At 67.8% G+C, this 14,233-nt stretch carries 15 protein-coding genes; 2 read left to right on the top strand and 13 right to left on the bottom strand.

The annotated features are described in order from the left end of the window. Window positions 1-31 precede the first annotated feature (31 nt). Complete coding sequence (locus AC07UK_RS16050; RefSeq protein WP_436224842.1) at window positions 32-517, bottom strand: DM13 domain-containing protein; 486 nt, start codon at window positions 515-517, stop codon at window positions 32-34. A 153-nt stretch (window positions 518-670) separates the two neighbouring features. Here AC07UK_RS16050 and AC07UK_RS16045 point away from each other — a divergent pair, with 153 nt between their 5' ends. Together AC07UK_RS16045 and AC07UK_RS16040 are read left to right on the top strand one after the other, a co-directional pair. After that, complete coding sequence (locus AC07UK_RS16045; RefSeq protein WP_436224843.1) at window positions 671-904, top strand: CDP-diacylglycerol pyrophosphatase; 234 nt, start codon at window positions 671-673, stop codon at window positions 902-904. Next, window positions 892-1,701, top strand: a complete 810-nt coding sequence (locus AC07UK_RS16040) for a CDP-diacylglycerol diphosphatase (RefSeq protein WP_436224844.1) — start codon at window positions 892-894, stop codon at window positions 1,699-1,701. The genes AC07UK_RS16045 and AC07UK_RS16040 overlap by 13 nt, the downstream gene beginning before the upstream one ends. Before the next feature lie 20 nt (window positions 1,702-1,721). On the opposite strand, the gene AC07UK_RS16035 is transcribed toward AC07UK_RS16040, so the two are convergent. The 12 genes from AC07UK_RS16035 to AC07UK_RS15980 form a co-directional block, all read right to left on the bottom strand. Continuing rightward, the gene (locus tag AC07UK_RS16035) at window positions 1,722-3,305 is read right to left on the bottom strand and encodes a TAXI family TRAP transporter solute-binding subunit (protein WP_436224845.1); all 1,584 of its coding nucleotides are present in this window, start codon (window positions 3,303-3,305) and stop codon (window positions 1,722-1,724) included. Between the two features lies 1 nt (window position 3,306). Beyond that, window positions 3,307-4,497: a sodium/glutamate symporter gene (gene gltS / locus AC07UK_RS16030; RefSeq protein WP_494687574.1), complete on the bottom strand. Its 1,191-nt coding sequence runs from the start codon at window positions 4,495-4,497 to the stop codon at window positions 3,307-3,309. Window positions 4,498-4,674: 177 nt separating this feature from the next. After that, complete coding sequence (locus tag AC07UK_RS16025; RefSeq protein ID WP_494687573.1) at window positions 4,675-5,841, bottom strand: ABC transporter permease; 1,167 nt, start codon at window positions 5,839-5,841, stop codon at window positions 4,675-4,677. A 15-nt stretch (window positions 5,842-5,856) separates the two neighbouring features. Further along, complete coding sequence (locus tag AC07UK_RS16020; protein ID WP_013953730.1) at window positions 5,857-7,011, bottom strand: ABC transporter permease; 1,155 nt, start codon at window positions 7,009-7,011, stop codon at window positions 5,857-5,859. A gap of 6 nt (window positions 7,012-7,017) precedes the next feature. Then, window positions 7,018-7,710 carry an ABC transporter ATP-binding protein gene (locus AC07UK_RS16015; protein WP_494687572.1) on the bottom strand — a complete coding sequence of 231 codons (693 nt, stop codon included), beginning with the start codon at window positions 7,708-7,710 and terminating at the stop codon, window positions 7,018-7,020. 10 nt (window positions 7,711-7,720) lie between these two features. Then, window positions 7,721-8,935: an efflux RND transporter periplasmic adaptor subunit gene (locus AC07UK_RS16010; protein ID WP_436224851.1), complete on the bottom strand. Its 1,215-nt coding sequence runs from the start codon at window positions 8,933-8,935 to the stop codon at window positions 7,721-7,723. A gap of 99 nt (window positions 8,936-9,034) precedes the next feature. After that, a complete protein-coding gene (locus tag AC07UK_RS16005) occupies window positions 9,035-9,391 on the bottom strand; it encodes an ArsR/SmtB family transcription factor (RefSeq protein ID WP_436224852.1) in 357 nt (118 codons plus the stop codon). Next, window positions 9,372-9,836, bottom strand: a complete 465-nt coding sequence (locus tag AC07UK_RS16000; protein ID WP_436224853.1) for an SRPBCC family protein — start codon at window positions 9,834-9,836, stop codon at window positions 9,372-9,374. The genes AC07UK_RS16005 and AC07UK_RS16000 overlap by 20 nt, the downstream gene beginning before the upstream one ends. A 103-nt stretch (window positions 9,837-9,939) precedes the next feature. Then, window positions 9,940-10,893 (bottom strand): PDR/VanB family oxidoreductase, encoded by a 954-nt coding sequence (locus AC07UK_RS15995; protein ID WP_436224854.1) that lies wholly within the window; start codon window positions 10,891-10,893, stop codon window positions 9,940-9,942. 81 nt (window positions 10,894-10,974) lie between these two features. After that, window positions 10,975-12,597 (bottom strand): trimethylamine N-oxide permease, encoded by a 1,623-nt coding sequence (locus tag AC07UK_RS15990; protein ID WP_436225361.1) that lies wholly within the window; start codon window positions 12,595-12,597, stop codon window positions 10,975-10,977. 361 nt (window positions 12,598-12,958) lie between these two features. Next, the gene (locus tag AC07UK_RS15985) at window positions 12,959-13,261 is read right to left on the bottom strand and encodes a CBU_0592 family membrane protein (RefSeq protein WP_436224855.1); all 303 of its coding nucleotides are present in this window, start codon (window positions 13,259-13,261) and stop codon (window positions 12,959-12,961) included. A 39-nt stretch (window positions 13,262-13,300) separates the two neighbouring features. Beyond that, the gene (locus AC07UK_RS15980) at window positions 13,301-14,191 is read right to left on the bottom strand and encodes a TorF family putative porin (protein ID WP_494687571.1); all 891 of its coding nucleotides are present in this window, start codon (window positions 14,189-14,191) and stop codon (window positions 13,301-13,303) included. Window positions 14,192-14,233 lie beyond the last annotated feature (42 nt).

The following is a 14,233-nucleotide window of genomic DNA, read 5'->3' as shown; positions in this document are numbered from 1 at the left end:
CCAAGAGCGACAAGTAATCGCACGACGATGACTACCGATACCCCGCCGCCCCAATAAACTGCCCAAACCTCTCACACCAAATCACCACCGCCCCATACCGCGCCGGATCCACGCCAGCCGGCAACGCCACGGTGAAATTGCCAAAGGTCTTCAGCTCACCAACCTGCAGCGACCGATCCTTGATCCGAAGAAAGGCCTCCTTGTTGTCGACAAACTCCGGCGCCAGGTAAATCCGATAGTCCGGCCCCGGCGCAACGCTGCCTTCAAACGCAAGCGCGTGCGGCGAAACATGGAGCTGGCCGCTGGCCCAGTGCAGGGCGTCGCTCCCCGCTAAGTCCTTGCGGAAGGTGCCCGTATAGCGTGATTGTTGTGACACAGCCTGCACTTGCTCGGCACTGGCCCCGGCCTGCTCCGTCAGGATCGGCAGGACATAGATGCCCGCAGCGAAGCCCACGGCCAGCGCGGCAAGGTGGGTCAGCACAAGGATGGCGGGCTTGCGGAGCGGGTTGGCCGGCATGTTTTTCTCCCGAAGGCATGAGGATGCGGGTAAGTCGATGCCGGGGCGGGATCCTGACAGATCTGTGGTGCCTTAGCACATTCGCAACGGTTTCACCAATCCAACACACGGAAGTGGTTATGATTTGGTAGTCGCCTAGTCGAGAAGCTGCCTATGACCCTCCACGTCACGATCCGCACCATCCGTACCGGCACGCTGCAATCCGCCCGCTATCAGGCGCGCGTCTATCTCACCACCGATGCCGAGGCCCTGCCGTTGCTTGCAACGGATTGGAGCGAGCGCGAGGCCGATGCCTTCCGTACCGCGCAGTTCTGGGCGCAGCGCCACGCCTATGTGGTGTCTAATCCACGCGCCGGGACTTTCTACGGAGTTTCGTGCCGGCGCTGAAGCCGGCCCGCGGTTGGCGCGGTGCCCCCGCGTTGTGGCTGGCGGCCATCCTGGCCCTGGCCGGCTGCACCGCCGAAAACGTCGTCGGCTTCCTGTCGGGCGGCCGCGATGGCTTGTGGCGCAACGTGCAGCAGCGCTGCCTTGGCAGTACAGCGGCGGCGCATCCCGATTGCGCGCAAGTGGACCGGTCCCAGGGACTGGTGCTCTACAAGGACGCGATCGGCAAGTCGCATTACCTGGTGATCCCGGCACGGACGGTGACCGGCATCGACGATGCCAAAGCCTGGGACGGCACAGACGCCAACCCCTGGGCCTTCGGCTGGGCCGCGCGCGGCATCGTTGGCCGCTCGCTTGGCAAGGCCGTGCCTGACGACATGCTGGGCCTGGCGATCAATTCCCGCGCCTCGCGCAGCCAGGACCAGCTGCATATCCATCTCGATTGCATCAGCGCGGCCGCGCGCGCCGTGGTCAATGGCGCGGCCGGTCCGATCGGCACCGGCTGGACCACGCTGCGGCTCGAAGGCAAGCCGGTGCGCGCGATCTTTGTGCCGGCCGGCGCGCCGCTGCTGGCGGTCGACCCTTTCCAGCTTGTGCGTGACAGCACCAGGGGGAGCGCCGCCGCGGCGCCGCCGGACCGCGGCATCTTTGTCACCTATGTGCAGGAACGGCAGGGCGGGGCAGGCTTTGTCGTGATCGACCAGCCCGTCGACACGGCGGCTGGCAGCAACGGCCACGCCAGCGATTTCCTGGACCGGCGCTGCCGGCTGGCCGAAGGCTTGTCGAGCGCGCCGGGCTGATCGGCGGCCAGCGCCGGGCCTCACTGCGCCCGGGTGCCCGAAGCCGCAGGCGTTTCAACGGGCTTCGCAGGCGTTTCAACGGGCTTCGCGGGCATTCCGCCGGGCTTGGCGGGCGTCCCGCCGGGTGTCGCCAGCGCGTCCAGCGCCTTGGCCGCCGCAAGGTGCTGCGGGATCATCAGCCCTTCACGCGCCGTTGCCACGGCGATCTGCGCGCCCTGGGCGCTGCCGCGGGCGACAAAGTCGCGCCCGTGGCGGTAGACCAGCCGCGTCAGCTCGGCCACTTCGGTATCGGACAGGTCCGGCCCGGTCACCAGGATCGCCGCCGTGGCGATGGTGCGCACCGGCGTGTGCAGGCCGGGATAGGTGCCCGGCGCGATGGTGGCGCGGAAATAGCCCGCTTTCTGCCCGACCATCGCGGTGATGACCCGTTCATCCAGCGGCAGCAGCCGCAGCGGCATTTCGCCCAGCGCGTCGCGGATGCTGTCGGCCGGCACGCCGATCACCTGGATCACCGCGTCGACCTGGTTCTGGCGCAGCGCCACCAGCCCGGTGCCCAGCCCTACTTCCTCGGCCTTGAAGTCCTTGTCGGTCAGGCCGTGCGCTGCCAGCACGCGCAGCGCGGTCACGCGCGAGGCTGAGCCGCGCTCGCCCACGGCGATGCGCTTGCCGCGCAGCTCGGACACCGAACGGGCGGGATCGGCGTCGCGCACCAGCACGTGCACGGGCTCGGGGTAGAGGCTGCCGATGGCGCGCAGCGAGGCTTGCGGGCCGTCGGCGGCAAACGCGCCCTTGCCCTCGTAGGCTTCCAGCGCCGCATCGCCCTGCGCCAGCGCCACCGACACCTTGCCCTCGCGCAGCAGCCGCAGATTTTCTTCTCCGCCGTGCGTGACCAGCGGGATCGCGCGCACGCGCGCCCCGTCCACCAGCGCCTTCGCAAAGCGCAGGTACTGGCCGTGTTCGGCGCCGGCGGCAATGGCATAGCCCTCGTTGACCCGTGCCAGCCGCGCGCGGATGTTGGCGTGCGCGGTGGTCAGCTCCTGCTCGATCACGGCGCGCTGTGCCGGCGAGGCATCCTTCTGCACGGACTCGATCACCTTGCGCATCGCGTCCAGGATCGCCGCCGGACCCCTTTGCGCATCGGCGGCGACGGCCGGGGCTTCAGCGGGGCGGTAGCCGGCCGGCAGCACGCCGACCCAGCGCTCGCCGTCGCGCCGGTACAGCGCCGTGCCATGCGCGCGGATGATGTCGCCGGCCTTGTTGCCGCCGCTGGTGATGCCGGTGATGCCGCGCGGGCCCGCGCCCAGCGCCGACACCAACCCGGCCACGCCGGGCGAGTCCCACGCGCCGAAGTCGTAGTCGCGCAGCAGCTTCAGTTCCGCGTCGAAATACACCACCCGGCGGGTCTCGCCGGCCGGGGCCTTGGTGTCGGCCTGCGAGCCGCGCCGGTCCAGACCGGCCAGTTCCACCGTGCCCGGCGGCAGCGCCTGCGCCAGCCGCTCGTTGATGCCGGTGCGGATGCCGTCGGCGGGCGGGCCGCCGCCGCAGCCTGCCAGCCAGGCGCTGGCCAGCAAGGCAAAGAGAAGGGTGAGGAAGGCGCGGCGCATGTCAGCCTCCGATCAGCGGCAACGCCAGCAGCATGGTCAGCACGAAGGCGTTCATCAGGTCGACGAAGAACGCGCCGGCCAGCGGCGTGATCAGGTAGCTGGTGGGTGCCGGTCCGTAGCGGGACGTGATGGCGCGCATATTGGCCATGGCGGTGGCGGTCGATCCCATGTTGAAGCCGATAAAGGCGGCCGAGGTGACCGCGGCCTCGTAGTCGCGCCCCATGAAGCGGAAGCACACCAGCACCACATAGAGGATGATGAAGACCACCTGCATGGCGATGATCAGCAGGAAGGGGCCGGCGGACAGCGCCACCTCGGCCAGGTCCAGCGCCATCATGGTCATCACCAGGAACAGCGACAGGCAGACATTGGTAATCAGGTCGGTGGCGCGGTCGTCAAAGCGCAGCCCGATAAAGGGCAGCAGGTTGCGGATGGCGATGCCGAGCATCATGCACCACAGGAAGCCGGGGATGGTGATGGGACCAGCGGGCATATGCGCGGCGATCCAGCGCCCGCCGATCACCGCGGCCAGCATGCCGGCCAGCGCCGCCAGCGCGCCGACGGTGGTGATGGGCGAGATGGCGGCGGCTTCTTCCTCGGTGTCGCCCGCTTCGCGCGCGGTCGAGCGCAGCTTGTAGTGCGAGATCAGGTATTGCGCCACCGGGCCGCCGATGATGCCGCCCACGATCAGGCCGATGGTGGCCACCGTCATCGACAGGTCCATCACCGCCTGCAGGTTGTTGACCTCGGCAAAGCGCTCGGCATAGGCCGCGCCGGTGCCGTGGCCGCCCACCAGCGTGATCGAGCCGCTCACCAGCCCGAAGATGGGATGCAGGTCCAGCGTCCGGGCCATGGCCACGCCTACCACGTTCTGCACCAAGATATAGGGCAGCAGGATGATCAGGAAGATCACCAGCGCCTTGCCGCCGCGCTTGAGCATGCGCAGGTCGGCGCAGAGCCCGACGCCGCCGAAGAACATCAGCAGCAGCACCGGCTTCATGCCGGGATCGATCACCACGCGGAAGTCCGCTGCCGCCAGCGCCACCGAGGCGATGATCGCGAACAGCAGCCCGCCGGTGACAGGGTCGGGAATGTTGTAGCGCGCCAGCACGCCGACGCTGCGGTTGACCAGCGTGCCGATCAGCAGCACCACGACGGCAGTCAGCAGCGAACTCAGCAGGTCGAGGTTCATTGGGGGCGTCCTGGCGGAGAGGGTTGCGGGGTAATGCCATCGGGCGCCGCTGGCCGTGCCGGGGGTGCACTGGCCGCCGGCAGTGCCTGACGGGGAGCATGCATCACTACGGGTTGTAGACGCGCGGGTGGAATAAGGCAAGGAAAGGATGGGACGGGGGCCGCCCCGGGCGCCGGCTCAGCGCGCCCGCAACGCGTCCACGATATTCATCCGCGCCGCGCGCACCGCCGGCAGGAAGCCGCCTGCCAGCCCCATCACCATCGAGAACGCCAGCGTTTGCAGCGCGATGGCAGGGGTCAGGATGAAGCGGAACGAAAGATCCGCGAAGGTCTGGAAGTTGGTGGTCGAGAACGAGGCGAACTGCATCAGCGCGGCGCATGCGAGGCCCGCAATGCCGCCCACCAGCCCCAACAGCGCGGCTTCGATCAGGAAGGCGGCCAGCACGTTGACGCGCTTGAAACCCAGCGCGCGCAGCGTGCCGATCTCCGCCACGCGGTTGGCCACCGAGGCGTACATGGTGATCATGGCACCGATCATCGCCGCGACCGAGAAGATGGTGGACAGCGTGAAGCCCAGGATATTGATAAAGCTGGACAGCGCCTTGGACTGGTCGCTGTAGAAGGTCTGCTCGCGCTTGGCCTCGTCCGCCAGCCGCGGGTCGACGTCGATATCGGCGCGAAAGCGGTCGAACAGCGCCGTATCCGCCAGCCGCACCACCATCGACGAATACGCATTGCGCCGGAACGACTGCATCAGCTGGTCCACGTCGCCCCAGATCTCGGAGTCGAAGCCGCTGCCGCCGGCGTCGAAGTGGCCGACCACGGTCCAGTCGCGCTGGGCAAAGCGCAGGTGCTCGCCGATCTGCACCCCGGCAAAGCCGCCGGCGATGCTGCTGCCGACGATGATCTCGGACGAGCCCGGCCGGAACATGCGCCCGGCCACCAGCCGCACCTGCGGGCGCAGGTCCATGCCCGGCGCCGAGATACCGCGGATCACCACGTTGGACGGCTGCCCGGTGCTGGTCTTGGTGAGCGAGATCAGCACCACCGCCTCGCGCGAGGCCAGCGGCCGGCCCGCGCCGCTCATGGCCACGGCCGGGTGCATCTCCATGATGCTGGCCTGGTCGCGGGCGACCGCGCTCTGGATCTCGGTCTCGGCGCCCTTGCGGATCAGCACCACGTTGTTCTGCTCGCCGGTGGTGACCAGGGTCTTCTTCAGGCCGGCGTCCAGCATCAGCATGGTGGCAAAGACAAAGACCACCAGCGCCAGCCCGCCCGCGGTCAGGGCGGTGGTCAGGCGCCTGGCCCACAGGTTGCGCGCGATATAGGTCAGCGGGATCGCCACGTCAGCCTCCGTCCGCTAGCCGATGGCCCGCAGGCCCTCGACGATGCGCACGCGCGCAGCCTGCACCGCCGGCACGATGCCGGCAAAGACGCCCACCGCCAGCGCGCAGGCCGCCTGCAGCTGCATGGTCTGGGGCGACACGGTGAAGACCGGGAACACGCCGCCCACCGCCTGCTTGAAGGCGCTCGCCACCGGCGGCGTCGCCAGCATGCCGAGCGCGCCGCCGGCCACGCAGATCGCCAGCGACTCGCCGAACACCAGCAGCGCCAGGAAGCCGGGGCCGAAGCCCAGCGCCTTGAGCGTGGCGTATTCCACGGTGCGCTCGCGTGCGCTCATCGCCATGGCGTTGGCCATCACCGCCATGATGATCACGATCACCACGTAGGACACCACGCGGATCGCCGCGATGATCTGGTTGGACATGGCGACAAAGCCCAGCTGGAAGGCCTGCTCGGTCTCGGTCAGCGTTTCTGCCAGCGAATTGCGGAACACCGCATCGACATTGCGCGAGATCGCGGCGGTGTTGTCGGGGTTGTCCACGCCCAGCACGAAGACGCCGACCTGGTCGGCCTGGCGCGGGGTGCGCTTGCGCACGGTCTCGTTCAGGTATTCCCAGTGGAACACCATCTGGCGCGTGATGGTGCTCTCGTCGCGCCCCTCCATGATGCCGCGCACCACGAACTCCCAGGTGCCGGGGTAGATGGTGCCCTTGATCGGGACCACGTCACCGAGCTTGAAGCCGAACTGGTCGGCCAGCTGGCGCCCGACCAGCGCGCCCTTGCGGTCGCGCTGGTAGTCGGCGCGCTGCTGGTCGGGCACGATGAATTCCGGGTAGAGGTCGAGGTAGTTGTCGGATACCGCGAACTGCGCGAAGAAGTTCTTGGGATCACGATAGACGCCGCCGAACCAGTTGGAGCGCGCCACCGAGGCCACGCCGTCGACGCCCTTGATGCGGCTTTCATAGCTTAGCGGCAGCGGAAACACCAGCGAGATCGCATTGCGCGTCACCAGCCGCGCGCTGGATGCCGCAGACGCGCCCGCATACCAGGCGTCGATCACCGTCTGCAGCAGTCCGAACGCCAGCACCGCGATCACCAGCCCGAACACCGTCAGCGCGGTGCGCAGCTTGTGGCGCAATGCATTGCGGGTGATCAGCTTGAGCGCGTACATGACGACTTAGGCAATTTCGCCACGGATCAGCTCTCCCTTCTCCAGATGCACCAGCGACCCTGCCGCGGCCGCGGCGTGCGCATCGTGCGTGACCATGATGATGGTCTTGCCGGCATCGGCATTGAGCCGCTGCATCATTGCCAGGATCTCGGCGGCGGAGGTGCGGTCGAGGTCGCCGGTGGGCTCGTCGGCAACGATCAGCGCGGGGTCGGTGATCAGCGCGCGCGCAATGGCCACGCGCTGCTGCTGGCCGCCCGACAGCTCCGACGGGTAGTGGCTCATGCGGTCGGCCAGGTTGACCATGTCCAGCACCAGTTCCACGCGCGCGCGCCGCTCCGCGCGCGGCAGGCTGGTCAGCATCAGCGGCAGCTCCACGTTCTCGAACGCGGTCAGCACCGGCATCAGGTTGTAGAACTGGAAGATAAAGCCGACGTTGGCGGCGCGCCAGTCGGCCAGCTCGGCTTCCGGCAGCCGCGTGATGTCCAGCCCCGTTACGTGCAGCGTGCCGCTGTCGGGCCGGTCGATGCCGGCGATCAGGTTCAGCAGCGTGCTCTTGCCCGAGCCGGACGGCCCCATCAGCGCAACAAATTCGCCTTCGCCGATATCGAGCGAAATATCGGTCAGCACCGGCACGGTCTGCACGCCGCGCCGGTAGGATTTGGCGACGTGGCTGATCTGCACCAGCGGTGCGGCGTTCATGCGGTCCTCTCTACGGCTTGGCCACGGTGATGCGGTCGCCGTCGCCGAGATTGTCGGCCGGCGACAGCACCAGCACGTCGCCGGGCTTGACGCCCTGCACGGCCACCAGTTCGCCCAGCTTGGCGCCGGTCTTGACCTGCACCTCATGCGCACGGCCGTCCTTCACCACATAGGCCAGCTCCCGGCCCTGGCGCGTGACCACGGCGGCGGGCTGCACCGCCACCACCGGCTGGCGGTCCTGCGCCGAGGCTGCGCGCGACAGGAAGGCGATCTTGGCGCTCATGTCCGGCAGCACGCGCGCATCGCGGTCGACAAAGCGCACCTTGACCAGCACGGTGGCCTTGGAGCGGTCCACCGTCGGCACGATGCGCGACACCTGCCCCGCCAGCCGCAATCCCGGCAGCGCATCCAGCAGCAGTTCGCACGGCTGGGCGGCGCGGATCTTGCCGATATTGGCTTCGGCGACATCGGCTTCCACCTCCAGCGTCTCCATGTCCGCGATGGTCACGATCGCGCCCTTGGTGTCGGCGGCGGCCGAGAAGGGGGTGATGTTGTCGCCCACGTTGGCATGCTTGACCAGCACCACGCCATCGAAGGGCGCGCGCACCACGGTCTGCTCCACCGCGACCTCGGCCGCGCGGGCATTGGCCTGGGCCGAGGCGATCGACGCGCGCGAACTGTTGACCGAGGCCCGCGCCTTGTCAAAGCGCGCCACGTCGGCGTCGTACTGGGTGCGAGAGATGGCGTTCGGCACGATCAGGATCTTCGAACGGCGCAGGTTCACCTCGGCGTCCTTCAGCTCGGCCTGCTGCAGTGCCAGGTTGGCCTGCGCCACCTGGACCTGTGCCTGCGCCTGCGCGAACGAGGCGGAGACGTCCTTGCTCTCCAGCCGCGCGATGATCTCGTCCTTCTTCACATGCGAGCCCTCCAGCACGCCCAGCCATTCCAGCCGGCCCTGCGCCTTGGACGCGACCGCCGCCTTGCGCTGCGGCACGACATAGCCGGTGGCATTGAGCACGGTGAAATTCTGCGTGGGATAGGCGGAGGTGACGGTGACGGTCTGCACCGCCCGCGGCCCGGCCAGCTTCATGGCGATGCCGGCCAGGGCCAGCACGGCCAGCGCGATCACTGCGTAGCGCAGCCACCTGCGCCGGGGGCGGATGCTGGCGCCGGCCGCGGCGGCGCCGCGGTCGATTTTCAGCCTGGACAGATCATGGTCAGCCACTGCGCGCTTCCTCTCGCTGTGATGGGCGGGGCTCCCAGTATAGCGGCGAGTGAAAGGGTGTCCATTGCCCGCGAGCAACGGTGAAAACTGCCTGGGCGGCTAGTGACTGGTCTCCACCGCCAGCTTCAGCTTCGCCAGCGCGAAATCCCATTGCCGCCCGATCGCTTCCAGCGACCGGCGCGCGGCTTCGACCTGGCCGGGCTCGAACTGCCACAGGCGCTCGCGGCCGGCGCGGCTGTCGCGCACCAGCCCGGCCTGCGCCAGCACCTGCAGGTGCTTGGTGACCGCCTGGCGCGTCATGGCGCTGCCCGCGGTCAGCTGCGCGATCGACATCGCGCCGCCCGCGCACAGCGCTGCCACCAGCCGCAGCCGGGTTTCGTCGCCAAGCGCGGCGAAGACGGTCGCCGCATCGCGCAGTTCCAGCGCGGGCGGGGTTTCAGGCTGCGCCGCTGACATGCTTCCGGATATTTTCTATCTGCCCGTCCCAGCCGCCGCTGTTCATGCGGAAGGCCTCCATGCGCCGTTCGGGCGGGATCTGGTCGAAGCCGGATTCGACCACGGTCAGCAGCGTGCCGCCTTCGGCTTCCTTCAGCTCAAACACCACCAGCGTGGGCGGTTCTGCCGAATAGTCGCGGCCGCGCTCCATTGGCGCCGGATGCCAGCGCCAGGACAGCAGCCGGGGCGGCTCCATGCGTTCGACCTCTACGTCGAACTTCAGGTATTCATAGCCGGGATAGGTGATGCTGCCCACGGCCCGCTGGCCGGGCGCGAAGGTCACGCCGTCGAATTTCACGCCAAACCAGCTGCCGAAGGTGTCGGCGTCGGCCAGCGCGTGCCAGACGCGTTCGATGGGGGCGGCCAGCAGGACGCTGCGCTCAATGCGGTCGGTGGATGAAGCCATGTCCGGTCTCCTTGTTCAGGCATGAATAGGCAACTTCGTGGTGGCATGTTAGGAGACCGGACGGGGAAATGCAACCAAAAGGTTGCTAATGACCGCGGTATGGTCAGAGATCCAGCACCAGCCGCTGGCCCTTGCAGCGCGACACGCACAGCATCATCGTCTTCTGCGCGGCCTTTTCGGCATCCGACAGGTACTGGTCGCGGTGATCGGCCTGCCCTTCGACGATGGCGGTCTCGCAGGAGCCGCAGATGCCTTCGCGGCACATGCAGTCCACCTTGATACCCGCCTTCTCGATGGCGCGCAGCAGCGGTTCGTCGGCGCCGACCTGCAGCGTCAGCCCGCTTTTCTGCAACACGGCCTCGAAGGCGCCGCCGGTGGCGTCGACCTCGTTGCGGAATTGCTCGAAGTGGATGCGGCCCGCGTCCCAGCCCGCGGCGCGCGCGGCGTTGACCACGGCGTCGTTCAGCGGCGCCGGGCCGCAGACATAGACGTGCGTGTCGGCAGGCTGCGCGGCGATCAGCGCGGCGAGGTCGAGCATGGTGCCGCTGTCGCTCTCGTACAGGTGAAGCTGGCCGGGCTGCAGCGTGGCGGGCAGCAGGTCCAGGAAGGCGGCGGACTGGGCGTTGCGGAAGCAGTAGTGCAGTTCGAACGCCGCGCCGCGCGCGGCCAGCGCCTGGATATGCGTCATGAAGGGCGTGATGCCGATGCCGCCGGCGATCAGCAGGTGGCGGCGGGCGGCGTGGTCCAGGCTGAACAGGTTGCCGGGCGCGCCGATATGCAGTTCGTCGCCTTCGCTGACCTGCTCGTGCATATAGCGCGAGCCGCCGCGCGAAGCCTCTTCCAGCCGCACCGCGATCTGGTAGTGGCCGGGCTCGCCCAGCGTGCTGGTCAGCGAATAGGCGTTGCGCAGCCGGCCGCCGTCCATATGGACGACCACGTGGCTGCCGCTGTCGAAGGCGGGCAGCGCGCCGCCGTCGCAGGGTTGCAGGGTGAAGCGCTTGATGCCGGCGGCCAGCGGCTCGACGCGGCCGACGCGCACGCGGAGCGTGTCAATCATGGCGGTACCTCGGAATTCAGGGAAAGCAGGGAAATCGGGAAGGGGGGCAGGCCGGGCACCGGGCCGGCCTGCCGAAGGCCGTCAGGTGATCACCGTCAGCCTGGCGGCAATCCATACCACCAGCCCGCCGACGATCAGCGCCACGTAGGGCAGCACGCCGGCGCGCGCATTGGGCAGCTCCATGTCGCGGCGCATCGACTCGGGGAAGCGGCCCTTGTCCTGGATGTAGTGGCGGTAGACGAATACCGGCACGATCAGCAGCGCGGCGATCAGCCCGTTGCGCAGCGTGTGCTCGCCCTGGAAGTTGGCGCCGGCGCCGACGAAGGCCAGGTCGAAGAAGCCGAAGAACGCGCCCAGCGCCAGCAGCCAGTTCTTGCACTTGTAGGGCCGGGCCCAGTCCGGGCGGTCCATGCGGTGGATCCAGCCCGACTGCAGGTTCAGGAACACGAAGATCATGTAGCAGACGTTGCTGATCGACAGCACTGCCATGTAGTTCGACATCAGCAGCAGGAACAGGTTGAACACCAGGTCCGTCCACATGGCGCGCGTGGGCGAGCCGTGCTCGTTCACGTGCGAGAGGTAGCGCGGCAGCCAGCCGTCGAGCGAGGCCTGGTACAGCGTGCGCGACGAACCCATCATCGAGGTCATCACGATCAGCAGGATCGCCAGCACCAGCATCACCACGATCACGTTGAACACCACCGCGCCGCCGCCGACGAACCTGGCCATGGCCGCGCCCACGCCGGAGCCGTCGACGATGGCCGGTTCCAGCATGCCCGACAGGCCCAGCGAGCCCTGGAAGGCGATCGGCACCGCAATGAACATGAACAGGCACAGCACGCCGGACCAGAAGATCGCCTTGAAGGTGTCCTTCTGCGGATCCTTGAACTCACGCGTGTAGCACACCGCGGTCTCGAAGCCGAAGGTCGACCAGCAGGCCAGGAACATCGCGCCCATGGCGGTGCTGATGCCGGCGGCGTTCCAGCCGCCCAGCACCGGGGCCCCGGCGGCGTCATGGGTCAGCGGCAGCAGCGGCAGGAAGCTGGTGGACGGCATGTCGCCGGTGAACATCGGCACCAGCGCGATCAGCACCAGCGGCGTCAGCGAGGCAATGCCCAGGATGCGCTGCGTGGTGGCCGCGGCAGAGGCGCCGCTGTGCTGCAGCTTGAAGGTGATCAGCAGGAAGGCGGTGGCCAGGATGAAGGTGGAGTTCACCCGCAGCGTCAGGCCCTTGCTGACAACGCCCAGGTCCACCAGCGTCAGCTGCCAGGTGTTGATCACCGAGTCGGGCGGGAACAGCGCGCTCAGCATGTAGCCGGCGGCGAGGCTGGTGCCCAGCGCCAGCATCGGCGACCAGGCCACCCAGTTGCACCACACCGAGACCGGTGCAACGAACTTGCTGTAGCGCACCCAGCCGAGCGCGCCGTACACCGAGGCGCCGCCGGACTTGTGCGGATACAGACCCGAGATCTCGGCATAGACGAAGCACTGCGCAAAGCCGACCAGGATGGCGAGGATCCAGATCACCCAGGCCGGGTTGCCGATGGTGGCGGACACGCCGCCGATGGTGAAGAGCACCCCCGCGGGCACGCCGCTGGTGACCCAGAAGGCGTCCTTCCAGGTCAGGGTGCGCTGCAGTTCATGCGATTGGGTTTGCTGCTGTGGTTGGGCGGGGGCGAGCGGCGCCTGCGCGCCGATCGACAGCACGTCTTTCTGTGAATACACGATGTCTCCTTGCTTCCCGGGTTGCCGTTTATCTGGAGCTGCGCTCCGTCACGGTCTGCCGTCTGCGGTCTGGGTGGGTACGTTGCGGTACTGCCTGCCGGGGTTACGACGGTCGGGAATGTCTGGCGGGGATTCTGGGGGCGTTTCTCATCCTTGTCTCCTGTTGTCATCCCGGGTTGCCATGCGGCCCGTTACGGGTCTCAGGCTTTCCGGTATCTTGTCGATTCACCATTAGTTAATTACGTTACCAATGGTATTTCGAGGTGAGTATAGAAACGGCTGGGAGCCAAGGCAACGGAAGATTTGTATCGCGTTGCAAAGCTTCCCGGCCGCCTCTTCGTTACTGCTGCACAGGCTGTCCCGGGCGCGGCCCGCCCAGCGTTTCCACCACCGCACGCCCCGCCCGCCGGTTGCGCCACCAGCCCACCAGCGTCAGCCCCAGCCAGAAGCACTGGGTCAGGAACGAGGCCAGGTTGAAGGCGCCGGCCAGCGAGACCAGGATGCAGCTCGGCCCGATCACGTTGAGGACGACGGCCAGCCTGCCGGTCGGGGATTTGTGCAGGACCTGCACGGCAAAATGCGCGGCAACGTAGGCGGCAACGCCGACAAGTCCGGTCGCGTCGGTAAGACCCAGGGAGGCCATGGTGGTAGGAAGCGGTAAAACAGCGGTTGAAGATTGCCGTCAGAACGTCTTGGTCAGCGAGACCAGGAACGTGCTTTTCAGCGGGTTGGAAACGGACGGGTTGCCGGACGAATCCAGCGCCCCGGTGGTGTAGTTGTCGTAGACGTCGGTACGCCCCCAGCCGCGCGTATAGGCGCCGGTCAGCGTCCAGCCGCCTTCAAAGGCCTTGGACACTGCCACGCGCACGTCGCGGAAGCTGTAGGCGGCGAAGTTGCGCACGCGCTCCTGGCCGTAGTGCAGCAGCAGTGAGACCCCGTGGCCGAGGTCGAAGGTGCCGTTGATGTCCAGGTAGCCCGAGCCGCGGCTGTGCAGGTCGTTGCCGCTCAGTAGCGAGGCGCTGTTATACCCGAAGTAGTCGCGGGTATAGGTCAGCCAGTACTTGACGTTGAACCACTTGTACGTCAGCGACGCGACGGCCTCGCCGTAGTTGTACCTGGTCTGCGCGTACTGCAGCTTCGCGCCCGGGTACAGGTAGTAGTAGACCTGCCCGGCATAGGTGAAATCGCCGACGGTGCCGGTGTAGCCGGCATACAGATCCCATTCGACGGTGCCGCCCTCGATGAACTTGTCGCTGATGCTCGACATCCACGTACCCGCGGAGAAGCCGCTCGGGTGGGCGTAGTCGATGCCGCCCTGCACCGCAGGCTTGCCCCAGGTCTGGCGGAAGCCGCGCGATACGTATTGCGATGTCAGGGTCAGGTTGGCGCTCAGCGGCGCGGGCGATGCGGCCTCGGCCGGCGGCACGGTAGCCGTAACCTGTGGCACCGGCGCCACGGCCAGCGTGGTTTCGGCCTCGGCACTCGTCTGCGCCTGCGCGCTCAGCGCCTGGCACAGCAGCAGGGGCAGGGCGCCTTGCAGGGCCCGTTTTGAAGCAAAGCATTTGCGCAGCATGGAAGTCTCCTCCTTGCAGCCGGTCTGGGTTTGTTCTGGGTA

It is taken from the genome of Cupriavidus sp. GW821-FHT07C08, assembly GCF_059419025.1.
The sequence above is the reverse complement of the archived record's forward strand: the minus strand, read 5'-3'. Positions and strand labels throughout refer to the sequence as shown.